Consider the following 19,321-nt stretch of genomic DNA (forward strand, 5'->3'; position numbering starts at 1 on the left):
CCTATTCCGTGAAATGCCACAGCACCCCTGCCGTGTCCAGCAAATGGATTGCCCGTTTGCCGTACGGCTGAAGCTGCGGCGGCTTCGCGCGTACTCCGTATTTCGCGATGACGCCGCTGTCCTGAATATGGCGCCACCATGCATCCAAGTCCTCCACGCATAGCTCCAGCATGTAATTGTGCTGCAGCTCCTGGTTGCTGTAGTTCTGCAGATGGAATTCCAGCTCGTCGATTATAAATATCGTAAGCTCGTCACTGACGAATCGTTTCTCGAACCCAAGATCTTCATAGAAACGGACCGCAAGCGCGTAATCTTCGCCTGACGGCACAAAAGGCCGTAATTTAAGTGCTCTCACGTTAATCCTCTCCCCGGGCGTTCATTTTCTTCCACGTGTCCTTCAGCGGCACGATTCGGTTAAACACGGGCTTTCCATTCATTGAACGCTCCGTGTCTACGCAAAAGTAACCATGCCGGAAAAATTGGAGCTTATCCCCGCGCTTGGCATGCGCGGCGTAAGCCTCCAAAACCGCGTCCTCCACTTTTACCAAGGAGTCGGGATTCAATACGGCCGTCCAATCCTCGCCATCCTCTGGCGCTTCTTCCCGAAGAAGCAGCCTCTCGTACAAATGGACGTCGGCCAAAGCGCCATGCTCCGCGGATACCCAATGAATCGTACCCTTCACCTTGCGGCCGGCGAAGCCCGTGCCGCTTTTGGTTTGCGGATCGTAGGTGCAGCGCAGCTCCGTTACCTCTCCCGTGCCCGGATCCTTGACGACCTCGTCGCATCGGATGAAATAGGCGCCTTTCAAGCGAACCTCCGCGTTCGGACTTAGCCGGTGAAACCCTTTGGAGGGCTGTTCCATAAAGTCGTCCCGTTCGATATAAATCGTTCTGGAGAAAGCAACCTCCCGGGCTCCAAGAGCCTCGTTCTCGCTGTTGTTCTCGATCGCGAGCAGCTCGGTTTCATCCTCGGGATAGTTGGTGATGACGACCTTGAGCGGCCGCAGCACGGCCATCACGCTGACGGTTTTAGGCTTTAGATCCTGCCGCAGACATTGATCCAGCAGCGAAATGTCGACCGTGCTTTGCGTCCGGATGCCGCCGATCTCGCGAGTGAATGCCCGAATACTGTCCGGCGTGTAACCCCTGCGCCGTAATCCCCGGAGCGTCGGAAGTCTGGGATCGTCCCAGCCGTCGACAAAGCCGCCTTCCACAAGCTGCCTAAGGAACCGTTTGCTGGTGACGACTCCCGTGAGACTGAGGCGGCCGAATTCCCTCTGCCGCGGAGGATCCGTCCATTCGAGCTCCCTTAGAACCCACTCGTAGAGCGGCCGGTGATCCTTGAATTCGATCGAGCATAACGAATACGTAATGCCTTCGATCGCGTCTTGAATCGGATGGGCGAAATCGTACATCGGGTAGATACACCATTCATTCTTGGTCCTGTAATGCTCGGCATGAATAATTCGATAAAGGACGGGGTCCCGCAGATTGATGTTCGGCGAAGCCATATCGATTCTAGCCCGCAGAACCTTGGAGCCGGACGGGAACGCGCCCTCCTTCATCTTCGCGAATAAGGCCAGGTTCTCCTCCGCGCCCCGGTCTCGATAAGGACTGTTCCGGCCCGGCTCCGTCAGGGTTCCTCGATTAGCGGCCAATTCGTCCGGCGTTAGGTCGCAGACGTAGGCCTTGCCCCGTCTAATCAAGGCGACGGCGGCCTCATAGATCTTGTCCGCGTAATCGGAACCGTAGTAGATATGCCGGCCTGGATCGTACCCGAGCCACCTCATATCTTCGATGATCGCATTTACGTACTCGATATCTTCCTTCAGCGGGTTCGTATCGTCGAAGCGCAGATGGAACGTGCCGTTATAGCGCTCCGCGATCGAATAGTTGGTATGGATCGCGTAGGCGCTCCCGATATGCAGGTAACCGTTGGGCTCGGGCGGGAACCGCGTGCGCATCTCCCTGCCGATCGGCTGCTGACCCAGCTCCTCCTCGATAAGTCTATACATGAAATGATCCATTGATTGCTCGTTCAGGCTTCGCATCGCCGTCTCCTCCTTCTATTCCATTTGCTTAGCGGAAAAACAAAAAAACTTCACCCCCAAGACCCGTTCAAGTCTTGGGGACGAAGTTTCTTTCGCGATTCGCGGTGCCACCCCAGTTTATTAATATGTCGCCATATCAATCTCTTCAAGTACGGCATGACAATCCATGCTTATACTCTAGCCCTGTAACGGGAGCGCCCGTCATGCCATCCCCATGGATAAGTTCCGGCATGCTGCTCGGAGGCTTGGTTCGGGGAGTCGTCCTCTGCTCCTTTTCAGCTGCCGGAGCTCTCTGTTAGAGAACGTCGATCCCTTACTCTTCTCGTCGTCGCGTTTGAATGTTCCTACCATCATACTGAATATTCGCGCAATTGTAAACGGACAGAGCTCGAACGATCAGCCCTCGCCTCGTTCCGGCAAGTTGCATTCGCCTGAATCATCCACCATACTGATACTAATAACTAGCAAAGGATGATTCAAATGCGTGAATGCTTGTTCCATTTCAAAGTCATCGAAGGCGGGAGCAGCAAGGAATACCGGGCATTAACGATGATTCCCGACGGCAAGCATCCCGAAATTTCCGACTTCATGCGGTCCTTCGAGGGACTCGGCTATAAGGTTAAGCTGGAGAACGAACGCGAGCTGATCTTCCACTCTTTGGACAGCGGCGATCCTTATAAGATCGACATTACCAAGATCGAGCTGAAGGGCGAAGAGCAGGATGACATCGCCCACGACGGCGAGCTTCGCGCCATTCTGAGCCATTTGATCAGAAAGTAGCTGCTAATCAATTCCATGACACGGAGGGCGGATAGATGGCCAACGTAACCTTCTACCGGGACGAAGCGCTTCCGTTTCTAGAAGCCAAACATTGCCAGGGAAGCGATCTCGCGTATCAGAAGCATTTTCATGAGGAGTATTCCATCGGCTTGATTCGCAGGGGCGAAACGCAGGCTTGGTGCGACGGCCTGAATTGGCGCGTGGAGGCCGGGAGGATGATCAGCTTCCCTCCGCTTATGATGCATGCCTGCCAGCCCGCCGAGGAGGCCGACTGGACGTACGACATGCTGTTCGTCAAGCCGGAATGGAAGGACCGTCTCGAGCTTCCCCATATCGACCGGCTGAACATCCCCTTTCTGCTGGAAAACGTCAAAAACGAAGTCTGCGGCAAGCTTTTGGCTAACGTTGTGCGCAGCCTCTCCCGTTCGGACTCCCCGCTGGAGAAGGAGACGGCGCTCATCGAGCTGGTTCGCGCCCTCGTTAGCAAGAACGCCTTCGATTTGGAGCACGAAACTTTCGGAGAGAAGGAGCAGAAGTACGTCAAGGCGGTTAAGGCGTATATCCACGCCCATTACCGGGAGAGGATCACGCTGGAGCAGTTGGAGCAGGAGATCGGAATCAGCCGCTTCCACCTCATCCGGATGTTCAAGAAGAGCACGCATCTGCCTCCGCACGCGTACCAGAATTTGCTGCGGGTCAATCATGCCAAGGCAGCGCTGAAGGGCAAGAAGCCCATCGCGGACATCGCTCTGGATGCCGGCTATTACGATCAGAGCCATTTTGCCAAAGCGTTCGCGCGCATCGTGGGCACAACGCCTCATCAATACTCGGTATCGGTTTAGGAGAAAGCAATTTTTTACAATCCTCCACTCGAGCCTCGGTTGTACACTGAGGGTAGAGAACCGGAGGAGGGAACATGGAATGGCAACAACGGATGTGGAACAACGATTTGCGGCAACGATGAAGTCCCTTGCCCGGCGGGCGGATCTGAAGGAATACGTGGAGCGGACACCGGCGGTGTACGCGCTCTTGCAACGAGCCGCGGCCAAGTATGTGGCCGGCGACAGACGAGCGGAGGCGCTCGAAGCCGGGATACGGCTCGGGGAGAAGGATTACGCGGTATCCATCGAATATATCGGGGAGAATACGGCGGATGCCGCCGCCTGCGAAGACGCGGTGCGGGAGATGGGAGAGATCGTCCGGGATCTGGCGGAACGCGGAATGTCGGGACGCGTCTCGTTCGACCTCTCCCATATCGGACTGATGGTGGATGCGGAGCTGGCCTATAAGGGATTGGTAGCGTTGGCGGAGCAAGCGGAGCAGGCTGGCATCGAATTATTCATCAGCATGGAGGAAGCCGCGAAGACGGAGGAGATTCTTGCCGTTTACCGTCGTGCGGCGGCCCGTTACTCCAATATCGGCATTACGCTGCAGGCGCAGCTTCATCGGACGGTACAGGACTTGAATCGTCTGCGGAGCGATGCGACCGGACGCGTTCGATTGGTCAAAGGCGCGTATCAGGAACCGTCCGGGCTGTCGATCCCCCGCTCGGAGGAGCTGAATGAGCGTTATTTGGGACTGGTCGAGGATGCGATAGAGCAAGGGCATCGGATTTCCATCGCCACGCACGACGAGGGAATCGTCGACGAAGTGATCCGGCGCGGGTGGGCTCGGCTGCCGGGCGTTGAGTTCGAGATGCTGTACGGCATCCGCCCCGATCTGTGCAGCAGGCTGAAGCAGGCTGCGTATCCCGTCCGCGTCTACCTGACCTACGGCCGCGAGTGGTACCTGTACCTCTGCCATAGGATTGCCGAATATCCGCCCAACATCTATCAGGCGATCGTCGACATCGCCAGCGAGGCGCAGGCAGATTCGGCGGCGGCTTACGAGTGAGCCGTGCCTATGGGCGACGTGTTTGACGAGAATGGAGAACAACCCAGCCGATTGCGAGTCGGCAGGGTTGTTGCAGTACAGTGTCAATTTGCAAAATAAAGCTTCTATTTCAAATTGATCGTTCTGATTTTCTCCATATCGATCTTCGGTTCCCGCTTGATCGTAAGCAAGCCGTTAACCTCCTGCTGCACGTCGGTCAGCTGCGTGTAACAGAAGCCGCAGACGTAATCCAGGTTTTTGATCGCTTGCGTAATGCCTTCGTAGCGCGCAAGAAACTCTTCTTCGTTCTTCACCTGGTTGCCGTAGCCCCAGCCTTCCTCGCTCTTGAACGCGATGCCGCCGTATTCGCTAATCATAACCGGCTGTCCCTGGTAGCTATATCCGCTTGCGAAAGGATAATGGTGTTTGTCATGCGGCATGTCGCCGCTGAGCAGCGCGTCCTTATTCTTATACCGCGCTTCCAATACGGAGCCGAGCTCCTCGTAGTCGTGCAGCGTAATAATATCCGAGCTCGTATGCTCCCAGCCGTCGTTCACGACAACGGGTCTCATCTGATCGTACGATTTCGTCAAATGATAGATCGATTCGGTGAACTGCTGCTGCTTGCGATCCTTCGAGATGCCTCCGATGCCCCACGATTCGTTGAAAGGCACCCATGTCACGATGCTCGGGTGGTTGTAATGCTGGCGGACGACTTCCATCCACTCCTTGGTGAACCGCTCGATCGCGTCGTCGCCGAACTCGTAAGCGGCCGCGATCTCCGACCAGACGAGCAAGCCCTTGCGGTCCGCCCAATACAGGAATCTCGGATCCTCCAGCTTCTGATGCTTGCGCACCCCGTTGAAGCCGAGCGCCAGCGTCTTCTCGATATCCTCGATAATCGCCTCCTCGGACGGCGGCGTTAGATGCGTATCCTCCCAATAGCCTTGATCGAGAAGAAGGCGCTGATAATACGGATGGTTGTTGATCAGGATGCGGCCGCCCTTGATCTCGATGCGGCGCATGCCGAAGTACGTGCGGGCCGTGTCGACCGGCTTGCCGTCTTTCTTCAGAATAACCTCCGCGTCGTACAAATTCGGATGGTTCGGATGCCAAGCGTGAACCTTCCACTCGCCAATGTCGTTCATGACGCTAAGGTCCACCTTGACGAACCTCCGATCGACGTTCGTTTCGGTCGAACGAATCAGCTTCCCGTCGTAGCTGATGATCGTTTGCAGCGTCAAGCCGTCGAAGGATCGAGCGGTTTGACCCAGCTCGTATTCGAAGGTTACCGACGCCTCTTCCATACTCGGCGTTATCTTCGCCCTCTTAACATGCAGCGCATCGACGTACTCGAGCCAGACGGACTGCCAGATCCCCGTCGTCTGCACGTACCAGCATCCGAAGCTGTGATCGACCCAGCGCTGCTTGCCGCGCGGCTGCATCGTGCTGTTGCCGTCCTCTACCCGGACGGTGATGCGATTGTCTCCACCAACCTTAATGGCATCCGTAATATCGAAGGAAAATGCGGCATACCCCCCCTCGTGCGAACCGACATGCACGCCGTTCACCCAGACCTTGGCCTCGTAATCGACGGCTTGGAAATGAAGGATGATCCGTTTGTCCCCTATTTCTGCAGGGATGGAGACGCTCCGTTCATACCATACGCAGGGATGGAACTTCTCTTCGCCGATGCCGCTTGCCTTCGTCTCGTAGGTGAATGGGACCTGAATCGTCCGATCCGCATCAAGCTTGTCGTACCACTTGCCGTTCTCCCCTTCGAACGAATCGTCGAAACGGAAGCCCCACTCTCCGTTCAGCAGCTGCCATTCGTCGCGCACCCATTGCGGCCGCGGGTAATCCTTCACATAGTTGTGCGTGCTGGCCATGTTTTCCCACTCCCTTTTGTTAATCAATAAGTTAATTGAATAATGAATGAGTAACACTTACTTGTTCACATTATCCGAAAATGACGATTATATGTCAACCAAAAGTTGATTAATTAACCTTTTGGTTATATAATCAAACCAAAAACGATGAGGTTAACCGTCATGGACATAGAAATTGATAGCAAGAACATGCCGATCCTGGAGTGCTTCTCTTCAGAGACCCGTGTCAAAATCATGGAGCTGCTGAACGATGAGCCAAGAAGCATTAACGAGCTCGCCGAAGCGCTGGGCCTCTCCTCGGCGATCGTTACGAAGCATATCCAGAAGCTCGAAGAAGCCGGCATTATCCGAACCGAAAGCATATCCGGCAAGAGGGGACGGCGCAAAGTTTGCCATCTCCTTCACGAAACCATTACGCTGCGATTCAAGTCGACCAAACCATCCGAGGAGAACGTCTATACGGTATCGATTCCGGTCGGGCAGTATACGGACTACGAGGTGCATCCGACCTGCGGACTCGCGTCGGAGACCGGCATGATCGGCATGGTCGACGATCCCCGTTATTTCTCCAGCCCGGATCATGTGAAGGCCAAGCATATCTGGTTCGGCAGCGGCTTCGTCCAATACCGCATTCCCAACTATCTGGTAGGCAGGCAGCAGCTGCGCGAGCTTCAGCTTTCGTTCGAGATCTGCTCGGAAGCCCCGGATTACAACGAGCAATGGCCTTCCGACATCTACTTCTCGCTTAATGGCGTGGAGCTTGGCATGTGGACATGTCCCGGAGATTTCGGACGCCACCGCGGGGTCCTGACTCCTTCCTGGTGGACGGTGGGCACGCAGCACGGCTTGCTCAAGACGCTTACGGTCGGACAAGACGGCACATATTTGGACGGACAGAGGCTGTCCGGCGTCACGCCGACAGACCTCGGCATTCAGGTGGGGAAGGACTTCGCGTTCCAAATCGCCAATCCCGAGACGGCCGTCCATCGCGGAGGCGTCAACCTGTTCGGCAGCCGCTTCGGCAATTACGATCAGGAGATCGAGGTTGCGGTTCGTTATGCGCCGGCGCCTTAAGTCAGCCCATATGAAAACAGACGACCGCGGCAAGGTCGTCTGTTCTCGTTTGTTTTCATTTCATAGAGATCTCTTTTTTAGAAATCTCCCAATATCATCTGATCCAGATTGCTGCCCCCGAGTACCATCGGATAGACATTCTCGTCTATTGGAATGACGAATTCCACGAGCGCGGGTCCCGGCGTTTGCATCGCTTCCTCCCACGCCCGCTTCGCCTCCTCTTTGTTGCTCGCTCTTAGGCCCTTGACCCCGTAAGCTTCCGCCAGCTTCACGAAATCGGGACTCCCGTCGAGATCGATTTGGCTGTATCTCTTCTTGTAAATCAGCTCCTGCTGCTGTCTCACCATGCCCAGCACCCGATTGTTGAGCACGACGATTTTCACGGGAATCTGATGGATCGCGCATACGGCAAGCTCCTGCGCGCACATCTGCATGCCGCCGTCCCCGTTGACCGAGACGACCAATCGGTCCGGGTTGCCAATCTGCGCTCCTATCGCCGAAGGAAAGCCGAAGCCCATCGTGCCGAGCCCTCCGGAGGAGATAAGCGAGCGGGGGTAATTATATTTGTAGAATTGGGCTGCCCACATCTGGTGCTGACCGACATCCGTCGTAATGATCGCGTTGCCCCGCGAGGCTTCATGAATCATTTCGAGCACGAACTGCGGCTTCAGCTCGGTGTCCGAGTCCTTGTACCGGATCGGATGCAAGGCCATGTTTTCTCGAATTTCCCGCATCCACTCTTCGGCTCTTGTACCGGACGTTTCAGCTTTCGAGCAAGCATAGCTCAGCACGTCCTTTATATCGCCCGTTATGCCAATGTCCGTTTTTACGTTTTTGCCGATTTCGGCCGCGTCGATATCAATATGCGCGATGCGCCGGGCATGCGGCGCGAATCCCGAGACGTTCATGGTCAATCGGTCGTCGAAGCGCGATCCGATCGACACAACAAGATCGGCCCGCTGAATCGCCATGTTCGCGGCGTAGCCGCCATGATGTCCGGCCATGCTGACGAAATACGGATGCGCGCTCGGAAATCCGCCTAATCCCAGGAAGGTCGCCACGACCGGAATGCGCGTGCGGTCCACGAATTCGACCAGCTCGCCCGACGCGTTCGAATGAACGACGCCGGCGCCGGCGATAAGGAGAGGCCGCTCGGCTTCGGCGATCGCGCCCATCAATCGGTCGATGGCCTCGCAATACAGCTCGGGCTTCGCCTCGTATCCGCGAATGTCCGGGAAGGCAGGTCGCCGGTAAATCATTTTCGCATGGCAAATATCCTTCGGAATATCGATCAGAACCGGTCCTTTCCTTCCCGTGCCCGCGATGTGGAACGCCTCCCGCAGGATGCGGGGAATATCCTGCGCGTCGCGGACGAAGTAATTATGCTTCGTAATCGGCATTGTCATGCCGACGATATCGGCTTCCTGGAAGGCATCCGATCCAATCAGGTGCGTCGGCACGTTAGCCGTAATGACGACCAGCGGAATCGAATCCATATAAGCCGTCGCGATTCCCGTCACGAGATTCGTCGCTCCGGGTCCTGACGTTGCCAAACAAACGCCTGCCTTGCCCGTCGATCTTGCATATCCGTCCGCCGCGTGTACGGCTCCTTGCTCGTGCCGCATTAGAATGTGGCGAAGCTTGTCATTCTGCGTCATCGCATCGTAGAGGTACAAGGCGCTTCCTCCCGGATAGCCGAATACCGTATCCACCCCTTCGTCCAGCAATCCTTGCAGCAAGGCTTCCGATCCCGTCATTTCTGTTCCTGTCTCCATCATTTGAGCGGCCTCCCTATTCCAAAAAAATATACCCCTCTTGTCCCAGGCTGCAGCTTGCTGCAAGGCCTGTAGGGACGAGAGGGGTTATCTTCGCGGTGCCACCCTAATTCGCCGAAGCCTCGCGGCTCCGGCCTTACCGGGTAAAAAGATCTTACCCGCGGCACGGTAACGTGCGCCATTCCGGTCGAGTCTACTCTGCTCGAATCCCGCTTAGCGGCATTCGGATTTCGGTCGACAGCTCCGGGACGACCGTCCGCACCGTTTAAGGCAAGGGTTCCACCAATCCCCCCGCTCTCTGGGCATAAACGTCATGCGGCTATTTCCCATCATCGCTCTTCTTCATCATAAAAACCCCTTTCATCCCAGGCTGCAGCATGCTGCGCTTGCCTGTAGGGACGAAAGGGGTTATTTTCGCGGTACCACCCTAATTTGCCGGAATCTCGCGATTCCAGCCTCATGAGGTAAGGGACTTCGCTCTTACCTGGGCACGGTAACGGGTGCCATTCCGGTCGGGCTTACGCAGCCGAAACGGAGTGCGGATTCGGCCTTCGGTCGACGGCTCCGGGATGACGCCATACCCCGCTTAAGGCAAAGGTTTCAGCAGGCCCTTCGCTCTCTTGGCATAAGCGGATCGATATGTTTTTCCCATCAGCGCCTTACAATTTTTCTCATCTTAGCATAGCGATGGACGGAAAACAATACTTAAATCTCATTTCGGTTTGGCAAACGCAACGTCACTGCAAGCTCGGCAGCTCATCAAGCGTAACGACATTGGCAGCGTAATACGTCGCCTGAATTTCCGATGTCGTGTTAAACGGCTGATTATTGTTTTGACCCGGTACGACCGCGTACACCCATTCGGCCCATCCCATCGCGAATGCCCAGCGCGGCATTTGCTGCAATTGGCTTGGAGTCGGCATTTTGGCAAACTCCCCGATCGCGATCGGTTTTTCTCCTGCTACCGCAATGGCCGCGTTATATTTTTCCATCGTCAGCCCTTCGTATATATCGACCGCAAACACGTCCCAGTAGCTGCTCCCCGGATTGTACGATGCCCAGTCTGTTGCGAACGTCTTCCCCGAAGGAGGCGCAAGATCTTGCATATCCCATACCCAGATCAGGTTGCTGAGCCCTTTTGTATACTCTAGGTAGTCATGTGTCAATCGGTATAGCGCCGCCGTGCCGTTCGCGCCAGAGCGTCCCGCCCACCAGAAAATCCCTTGGTTCATTTCGTGGAACGGACGGAACAGCACCGGAACGCCCCGATCCTCCAAATATTGAAGATAGGTCGCGTAAGTATCAAGCCGCTTCTTCCACGCCGAATTTAAAGTGCCGCCGTTCGTGATGAGAGAGCTCCACTCCGAATCCGTTAAGTCGCTGACTACGCCTCCTTGCCACGCGCCGACCTCGCCTTGCTTCGGATTCGTTACATGAAGCATAAGGTTGATGATGGCGCCGTTATACCATTGCCGCTCCGCTTCGTAGATCATCGTCCACCGGTTGTCGACGTCGCTCTGCGAGAACAAGAAATCGCCGCTCCATAAGGCCGGATACTTCCCTGTGCGGTTATAGATCTGATTCGTATAATAGGACGGGTTGGAATTCGGCTCGCGGTTATGTTGGCCGATGATCGTCCCTGTTCTGCCTACTCCTCTCAAATAATCGAGGACGCCGATTGTTTCGCCGCCTCCACCGCTGCCCGTATCGTAAATCTCGAATTCCCACAGGGAGAAGCCGTAGCTCGTCGCTCGCTGGATCATGTAAATTTTGACGTAGCGGGCCGACACGGCCGAGAAATGGATCGTTTGCGAGCCTCCCGCGGCATTATAATTCGAATAAACCGTATTCCAGGTAGAGTTGTTCGTAGAGGTTTGAATTTGAAACTGTCTGGCATACGCCGCCTCCCAGCTGATCCGGACGCTCGAAACCGTCTGGGCGCTTCCGAGATCCACGATCAGGTACTGCTGATCCGCATACGAAGACGACCATCTCGTATTGCCGTTGGCATCGACCGCGTTCGGCGCCGAGTAGCTCGCGTTCTCCGTCGAGGATACTTGCACGGGTTTGCCGTAGGCCATATTAATCGGCGCGGCTGCTGCTTTTGGCGGAGGTTGAATCGACGTTGCGCTGACGAGCATCACGATGGCCATAAAAACGAGAACCAAATTCCATCCTGTCTTCTTCATCATTTGCCTCCTATTCAAAATAAGATTGCAAGCGCTTGCAACTTATTTTAACATGGAGTTATATTTTTAGTAAACTATATACAAAAGTATAATTTTGTTGAACAAAAAACATCCTACTCCGCCATTTAAAAGGCAGAATAGGACGTTCCTTGAATTAGTCTTGATGCAGCTTAACGATAAGATGAGCCGCTTCCGCGCGGGTAGCGTTCTTAAGAGGAGCAAACGCATTGTTCCCGACTCCCTTAATCCATTCGCGTTCTACTGCTACGGCGATATAGGGCTGGGACCACTTCGGAATTTGATCCGTATCGGCGAAGCTCGGCTTCTCGTCGCCGGATGGAACGACGCCTTCCGATCGAACGATTAGCGCCGCCATTTCGGCGCGCGAGATGAGCTTGCCGGCTTGGAACGTGCCGTCCGCGTACCCCTCGATCAATTCCGCGTCCACGGCTGCGGCAATGTACCCCCTGGCCCATACCGGAATGTTCTCCAGATCGGCAAAGTCCAGCTTAGGCTCGCTCGGCACCGGCAAGTCCAGAGCGCGAGCGAGCATGGCGACGAACTCCGCCCGCGTCACTTGCTCCTGAGGACGGAAGGTCCCGTCGTTGTAGCCCGCCACGAAGCCAAGCTCCACCGCCTTCAGGATCGATGCCTCCGCCCAGTGGCCGGCTATATCCTTGAACTTGAGATCGGAGGACACTTGGACTTCCGCTTTCAGCTCGACCATCTCTAGCTCAGAGTCTACGAGCTTGACGTCATGCAAGGTAAACTTAGCCGGGCTGCCGGTTATCTTCTCGAACGTCAGAGTCGCCAGAACCGCTTCGCCCTTCAACCCTTTGACGGCTCCGACCTTCGAATGCGCGAACAGAATGTCCCCGTCCTCGACCTTCGGATCTACCGTGAAGCCGGCGATGGGGCTGTCCGCATCGATGAACTTCATGTGCTTCTGATCGTACCCGAGATTGAACTGATAAGCGTACAGATCGGTCAAATGCTGACCCTTCACTTCGATAATCACTTTGGATTCCCGATTCGTTGCTTTCAGACTGATAACCGGCTCGTTCGCCGCGAGCAGCGCGCCGGGAGACCACAGCGATAACAGCAATAGCGCCGTCAAGAAGAGCATCCCTTTTTTCTTCCATTGCATCATGTCTATACCTCTCCCTTTCATGGAGGAAGAGGAAGGAGCTCCCGGCTCCTTCCTCCAGCCCTTTCAATTCAAGCAATAATGGACTACTGCGCGCTCCAATCCGTCAGGATCATTCGCGCGACCGCTGCCAGTACGCGAATATCGATTTCGCCGTCTCCGATAATATCGGCTTTCGCGATTTCGCTCCACTTCGGATCGTCCTTCGTGATGCCGAAGTATTTCGCGATAATGGACAAGTCGCGGATCGTGATCTGCGTCTGGCCGTCGACCAGGCTGATGAACCGGCTGAGGAACTGCTGAACCGCTGCGTTCAGCGCGCCGGTTGCCGCATCGACTTGCGCCTGCGTTGCGTAATGATTGCCGCGGACCGTAATCGCCGCGTCAATAGCCGCTTGCAGCTCGGCTTTCGAGCCGACCTCGTATTTGCCGATAACATCGCCTTCCGCCGCTTTGGCCAGCTGAGCCTGAGCGGAAGCGATCGCCTTCTCCAGAGCCGATTTGTCCGATTCGACCGGCACTTGGCCAATGGTAATCGAATGATAAGCCTGGGCAATGTTCGCGATTCCCGCCAAGCCGTCGCGGGACACATCGAACTTCGTAACCGACGTGCTTACGTTTCCGAGCGGAGCGTCGGCCTTCACTTTCCCGCGCAGGACGAATAGATCGGAGCCCGCCGAGACCGCATGGTCCTCGCCCGCGCTTATCAAGATGACGCGAATTTGGCCTTCGGCCGGCTTAATGGCTGATGCGACGACATGCAGATTGTCGCGGCCAGGCGCAATCGCGTTCTCCGCCAGCACCGCCCCGCCGTTCTCATCGACAGCTGTCGCGAACTCCAGCTTCGCCGGGTCGTACTGAACGATGATATCCATGGCGGTGAAGCCCTGCCATACTTGCGATACGCCAACCTCGAGCTCTACCGATTGGCCGGCATACGCGTTTGCGGGACCCGTTACGGACGCCGCTGCCCAATGCTCGCCCGGCGGAACTTCCGTATCCTCCACAGTTACGAAGGCGGATAGAGGAATGTTCAGCTGTTTCACTAGCCTTGCCACCATCTCGGATACTTTAATGGCGCCGTTCATCTGCAAGTGCGTATTGTCTTCCTTGCCGTCTACCCACATGAAGATGTCCTTGGTTCCTTCCGGACCAAGCTCCTGGAAGTACTCCCAGCTGGCTTGATTCAGATCGACGAGCAAAGTTCCGGTTTCCTGAGCCGTTTCCTTCATCGCCTGCACATATTCAGGGAAGCTCTTATTAAGCGTTTCATCTGTGAAGTCGCGTCTGTTCACCGGAGTCACCAATACGGGGGTCGCTCCCCTTTGCTTGGCGCCGTTAATGTAATCCTTGAGATACGCTTTGAATTGCTCCGGCGTCAGATAACGCTCCGGACGAGAAGGAGTCGAATCGTTATGGGACCACTGCATGAACAGGTAATCCCCTTCCTTGATGCCGAGCAAAATATCGTTCAAATAGCCTCCTACCAGGAACGTTTTGCTGCTGAGTCCGCCAACGGCGCGGTTATCGATGCTAACCTGCTCCAGATCGAAGTAGTCGTCGAGCGTCTCGCCCCATCCCGCCTGCGGTCGGTAGCCCTCCGCATAGTTGGCGACGGTGGAATCGCTCGCCAGATAAATGACCGGTTTGTCGCCCGCGCCGTTATCAGGCAGTCGTTCGAGCTTCAGCGCGTTGATCTTCGGCGTGTTGCCGGAGAACTCGAAGTTGAATACGCCGTCGATCAGCGCGATGTCATACGAGATTTCCTTGAATTCGCCGCTAGGGACGGTCGAGTTCGGCACTTTCGTCATCTGCTCCGTCACAACCCCGGCATTCGTCGCTTCTTGGGAATCGCCGATCGTCATCGTGACGCGGTAGTTAGCCGGCTCCATCTCCACTAGGAAGGAGGTGCCGTTAACGCGGGTGAAGTCTTCCGTAAGCGCGTTCCCGGTTTCGCGGTTTTCGTCTACGGTCAGCGAGGTGTCGGCAAAGCCGTAGCCGTTGCCTTCCACATAGGCTCTCTTCGCGTCCACCTTCGTGTAGCCCTCGGCCGCGCTTCCGGAGCCGAAATCGAATCGATACGTGCTGATATCGCCAACAGGCTCGCTGGTGAGCGACGCCTTGGCCACGGTCAGCATGTTGAACGCATGGTCGATCTGAGCCTGCGTCGCTTCCGTTCCGATAATCGCGTCGGCTGCCGCGATAGCTTTGTTCAGAACGGCTTTCGATTGTTCCGTATATCCGGTCAGATCGAGCGCTTTCGCTTCGTCGCGCAGCGCCACCAGAGCCGTCTGGTCGGCTGCTTCCGGCGGAAGCGTCGTGCCTTCGATCCGCACGTTATCGATTTGCGTCGTCCAGTTCAACGTGCCGCCGCCGCCCTTCCTCGTGCCGAGGAAGCGCATCGCTCTTACGTTATCGGCGTAAGCCGTGCCCGCGCTCATCGGAATATCTTCGATGGTTTGCGTGATGCTTTCATCCGCCAGGCTGGTCAAGGTCAGATCAATCGTCTTCTCCGCGAAGTTGATCGTCGCGTCCACGTTGACCCATTGGTTTTTCGCGATAGTCGTGGCTTGCCCGCCCGGAATGGCCGTCGTTCCCGTGCCGTAATCCGGCGCATAATGACCAGCCAAATAACCGATCGTCGAATTGCTCACGCTAGTCGTGTACAGGGTTAAGATCAAGTTTTCGTTCGCGTCCTGCAGCGACAAGTGTCCTTCGGTAGGGAACGAGATGTTGTTGCCCGTATGCCAGTCGAAGTTCACGTTCACGATATCGCCGCCGATCGCGTCAAAGATGCGGAATACCTTCGCGCGATGTCCGGATCCGGAACCGACCACGTTAAGCAGCTTGTTGCCGTTCTGCTCCACGACCGTTCCCGTCATCGTGCCGGCAATGCCGGTGGCGTTCACCATTGCATATTGAGCGGCGGTCGGATCGCCCTCGAAGTTCTCTTCATAGAGCTGGCTCTCCGGCTCCGGCTCCGGTTCGCCGATATCCGGGTCGATGACGAACGGCGAAAGGGTCAGACCCATTTCCTTGACCGCCCCGGCAACCAAGCCGGCAATAACCCGCGCGCCAGTGCCGCTGAAATGCGTGTTATCGTTTACGCCGTTCGGATATTTCGGATATTCGCCCGGATAAGCATACAGGAAGATATCCTCTGTAGCCGCCAAGCCTACTTTGTTGTAATGCGCGATGCTGAGCTGGCTCAAGTCGATCAGAGCCACTTCGAGCTCCGCCGCCACTTCTTTGGCGGCTGCTACGTAATCAGGGAAGCTCACATTAAATTCCTGTGTAACGAGATTGAAGTCCCGGCGTCCTACCGGCGTGAGCAGCACAGGCGTCGCACCGCGCTGTCTGGCGCCGTTCACGTAGCGGGCGAGATACGTTTTATAATCCGCCGGCGACGCGTAGCGTTCCGGAATGCCTGCGCTGGCATCGTTGTGGCCGAAGGAGATAAAGAAGAAATCCCCGGGCTTGATCTCGCGCAATACCGTATCCAGACGCCCGTCTACCATAAAGGACTTGCTGCTTCTGCCGCCGATCGAATGGTTCTCCACGACTACGCCATCCGCGAAGTAGCGGCCGAATTGCTGGCCCCAGCCTTGCTGCGGCGCTTGCATCTCGCTGTACGACTGCATCGTCGAATCGCCGGCCATGTAGATCGTCGCGGAAGCGTCGGCCGCCTTCGCCGGATACTTCTCGATGGTCAGCTCCTGCACGTCGATAGCCGATCCGGTGAAGACGAATTCCAGCTGGCCGTCCACAAGCGCGACGTCATAGGAGTAGACCAGAGGCGCTCCCGCTGTCACGCCCGTCACCGCCAGCTTCTGCACGAATTCGGATTTGATGCCCGCGTTCGAATCGCGCGCGTCATCGCCAAGCTTAACCGTCACCTTGTAATTCGCGTTCGGCAGGTCGACGGCGAATTTGGCGTTTTCCGGTAAACCGACGTTACCCGCGTTCACCGTAATGCCGCTTGCATTCTCGAAGCCGTAGCCCGCCTCCGCCGTATAGAGCGTATCCTGCACGCCGGTCATCCCGGCTGCGGTTTCCGTGCCGAAGTCGAATTGATATACCGGCTCAAGAGCTTCTTCCCCTCCTGCGAGATCAAGCTCCGCTTTCGGGAATTCGGTCGCTTCCGCGCCGATATAGAAGCCTGTATGAGGCGGCTGATTGTAGCCCGTATTCTGCCAAGCCGCGCCGAGGCGGTATACGGGATCCTGCATCAGCGCCGGAATCCGGTAGGCCGTAGGGATCGTCGTCGTATACAGTCTATATTCCGTGCTGTCCTCGCTGCGCAGCAGGATCTCCTCGCGCCAATCTCCCAGAATATCCGCTTGAATGGCCGGATTTCCTTTGGTGTGGTTGTTGGTCAAGGCGCCGGTCGCCCTGAAAATCTCATTCATCTTCTTGTTTTCGTAATCCCACTTATAGATAACCGGGATGCCTTTGGCCGTGCTGTTATCCCATACATGGTCGAACAGCTCCCGCTGCAGGTCGCCGTCCCACCAAATCGCGAAGTTGGTGCTCCTTGGCGCTTCTTCTCCCTGATAGACCACGTCTCCGGCAGCCGAGAATACTTGCGTGACGGGCTCCATTTGCCCTTCGACGATAGTGGAAGCCCATGATTCGTAGCCCGGATACGTCGGATCGATATCCGCCGACATGCCGCGTCCGGTATCGATGCCCGTAAACTGGCCCCAGATGATCTCTCCGGTGGCGGCGTCGCGCATCTCGATCCCGTATTGAGCGCCGATATTCTCGTGTACGCTTACTACCTGATAGCCATCCCGGTTCGGATCCAGCTTGCCGGCATGCATCGCGTCGCCGTGGCCGAGCCCGGTGCTGTACATGACGGTTCCGTCGTCGTTAATGGCCAAGGCGCCGAACATAATCTCGTCCTTGCCGTCCGCGTCCGCATCGAGCACGCTTAACCCGTGATTGCCCTGCCCTCTGTACTGATCGCCGGCCACGTTGCTGTCGAACACCCAGCGCTTCACGAGCTCGCCGCCGGTATAGTCGAAAGCCGCTAGCACGGTGCGCGTATAATAGCCGCGAGTCATCACGACGCTTGGCTTCACGCCGTCCAAATAAGCGATGGCCGCCAAGAAACGGTCCACGCGGTTGCCGTAGCCGTCGCCCCACGCGTTAACGTCGCCTCTAGGCACCTCGTAAGGCACGGTGGACAAAGCTTCGCCGGTCTGGCCGTCGAACAGCGTAAGATATTCCGGTCCCGTCAGAATATATCCGCCTTCGTTGCGGTAATCCTTGGTGCCGTCGCCGATCACGTTGCCCTTGCCGTCCTTCGTTCCATCGGCCGTCTTAACGACGACTTCGGCTTTGCCGTCGCCGTCCAGGTCGTAGACCATGAGCTGCGTATAGTGCGCGCCGGCTCGAATGTTCACGCCAAGGTCAACGCGCCATAGCTTCGTTCCGTCCAGCTCGATCGCATCGATATAGACATTGCCGGTATAGCCGGCGCTCGAGTTATCCTTAGCGTTGCTCGGGTTCCATAGGAATACGATTTCGTATTCGCCGTCGCCGTCCACGTCCGCTACGGAAGCGTCGCCGGCACTGTACGTATAAGTGCCGCCATCCTTCGTTCGGGCATCGGCCGGCTTATCCAGCTTGATGGGCAAATAATCGTTATGCCAGACCGGAACCGTCTCCGGCTGCACGACTTCCTTGCCGCCCACGATCGTGGAAATCTGGTATTGGGAGCTGTCCGCGCCCGTCGTATCCACATAGTTCGTGACGCCCGTCAGCGGCGCCGCGTTCACTTTATAGCCGTTTTTATATACGTTGAAAGCGATTTCGTCCGGATCCGTGTTTAAATAACGCCAGCTCAAGAACACGCCGTTATCGACCAGAACCGCAACCAAGCCGCGGCCCAGATAATCCCCTTGGCGGGCCGGTTCGGTTTCCGAAGCATTCGCATGACCTGGAGCCGGTACCGCAACGAGCGAACAAACCATGAGAACCGACAAAAAGAACGCGCAGATCGATTTTTTGCGGGATAAAGCCTTTATACCCATGAACTCACTCCTCTAGAAAAATTCCAATCTCATTATGTGACTGACTCGTTGTGAAGAACCCTCCTCTACATGCCGCTACAGATTGCCAAAACAGAACGAAAGCGGTTCCAATTTGAATTGAAGCGCTTTCATCTCATTTAAAAACAACACCTCCTAACGATAAACTTCCCTCAGACGGAATGACGGATCTGGGTGTCGGCGAGGCTGTGCCTATCGTACCCTCTTCCGCTCCGAACGGTAAAGCACCAGTATTGATCATCCCTGTCACTTTTGCTTTATCGCTTGATACGACGGGGATGCAGTATACATTTTGTATCAAAATTAAACAGTCAGAAGCAAAAGTGAAGCGGTCCGCCCGCTAGGATCTCAGGCAGCAAATAATCGAGTAGGAGGGGGCGGCTAGCCCCCGTCCTCTCACACCACCGTACATGCGGGTCCGCATACGGCGGTTCCAAAAGGTTAACAAAGTTCTAAATAACGAGAAAGTAAACTTTTCAGCCCTTTCG

Annotated in this window: 11 protein-coding genes, 1 pseudogene and 1 other annotated feature; of the genes and pseudogenes, 4 read left to right on the forward strand and 8 right to left on the reverse strand. The window is 56.0% G+C overall.

The window, feature by feature from the left end:
• Position 1: 1 nt before the first annotated feature.
• Entirely contained in the window at positions 2-355 is a 354-nt protein-coding gene (locus NQZ67_RS08440; RefSeq protein WP_257444542.1) for a VOC family protein, read from the reverse strand.
• 1 nt (position 356) lies between these two features.
• Complete coding sequence (locus NQZ67_RS08445; protein WP_257444543.1) at positions 357-2,051, reverse strand: glutamine--tRNA ligase/YqeY domain fusion protein; 1,695 nt, start codon at positions 2,049-2,051, stop codon at positions 357-359.
• Between the two features lie 73 nt (positions 2,052-2,124).
• Positions 2,125-2,389, reverse strand: a binding site (T-box leader).
• A gap of 142 nt (positions 2,390-2,531) precedes the next feature.
• Between NQZ67_RS08445 and NQZ67_RS08450 the strand changes: the two genes are divergently transcribed.
• From NQZ67_RS08450 to NQZ67_RS08460, 3 genes are all read left to right on the forward strand, one after another.
• On the forward strand, positions 2,532-2,831 hold the full coding sequence (locus NQZ67_RS08450; RefSeq protein WP_257444545.1) for a hypothetical protein: 300 nt from the start codon (positions 2,532-2,534) through the stop codon (positions 2,829-2,831).
• A 35-nt stretch (positions 2,832-2,866) separates the two neighbouring features.
• Positions 2,867-3,673: an AraC family transcriptional regulator gene (locus NQZ67_RS08455; protein WP_257444546.1), complete on the forward strand. Its 807-nt coding sequence runs from the start codon at positions 2,867-2,869 to the stop codon at positions 3,671-3,673.
• A 79-nt stretch (positions 3,674-3,752) separates the two neighbouring features.
• The gene (locus NQZ67_RS08460; RefSeq protein WP_257444548.1) at positions 3,753-4,724 is read left to right on the forward strand and encodes a proline dehydrogenase family protein; all 972 of its coding nucleotides are present in this window, start codon (positions 3,753-3,755) and stop codon (positions 4,722-4,724) included.
• Between the two features lie 104 nt (positions 4,725-4,828).
• Here the strand turns inward: NQZ67_RS08460 and NQZ67_RS08465 are convergent, their stop codons facing one another.
• Positions 4,829-6,592 carry a glycoside hydrolase family 2 protein gene (locus NQZ67_RS08465; RefSeq protein WP_257444550.1) on the reverse strand — a complete coding sequence of 588 codons (1,764 nt, stop codon included), beginning with the start codon at positions 6,590-6,592 and terminating at the stop codon, positions 4,829-4,831.
• Positions 6,593-6,754: 162 nt separating this feature from the next.
• Here NQZ67_RS08465 and NQZ67_RS08470 point away from each other — a divergent pair, with 162 nt between their 5' ends.
• Positions 6,755-7,666, forward strand: a complete 912-nt coding sequence (locus NQZ67_RS08470) for an ArsR/SmtB family transcription factor (RefSeq protein WP_257444552.1) — start codon at positions 6,755-6,757, stop codon at positions 7,664-7,666.
• Between the two features lie 77 nt (positions 7,667-7,743).
• Here the strand turns inward: NQZ67_RS08470 and ilvB are convergent, their stop codons facing one another.
• The 5 genes and pseudogenes from ilvB to NQZ67_RS30910 form a co-directional block, all read right to left on the reverse strand.
• The gene (ilvB, locus tag NQZ67_RS08475) at positions 7,744-9,444 is read right to left on the reverse strand and encodes a biosynthetic-type acetolactate synthase large subunit (protein ID WP_257444554.1); all 1,701 of its coding nucleotides are present in this window, start codon (positions 9,442-9,444) and stop codon (positions 7,744-7,746) included.
• Between the two features lie 734 nt (positions 9,445-10,178).
• A complete protein-coding gene (locus NQZ67_RS08480) occupies positions 10,179-11,630 on the reverse strand; it encodes a glycosyl hydrolase (protein ID WP_257444556.1) in 1,452 nt (483 codons plus the stop codon).
• Between the two features lie 154 nt (positions 11,631-11,784).
• A complete protein-coding gene (locus tag NQZ67_RS08485) occupies positions 11,785-12,780 on the reverse strand; it encodes an S-layer homology domain-containing protein (protein ID WP_257444558.1) in 996 nt (331 codons plus the stop codon).
• Positions 12,781-12,863: 83 nt separating this feature from the next.
• Complete coding sequence (locus NQZ67_RS30315) at positions 12,864-16,817, reverse strand: GDSL-type esterase/lipase family protein (RefSeq protein WP_503636297.1); 3,954 nt, start codon at positions 16,815-16,817, stop codon at positions 12,864-12,866.
• A gap of 72 nt (positions 16,818-16,889) precedes the next feature.
• A pseudogene (locus tag NQZ67_RS30910) lies at positions 16,890-18,815 on the reverse strand (rhamnogalacturonan lyase); the annotation flags it as partial.
• Positions 18,816-19,321 lie beyond the last annotated feature (506 nt).

Source organism: Paenibacillus soyae (genome assembly GCF_024623455.1).
Lineage (GTDB): Bacteria > Bacillota > Bacilli > Paenibacillales > Paenibacillaceae > Pristimantibacillus > Pristimantibacillus soyae.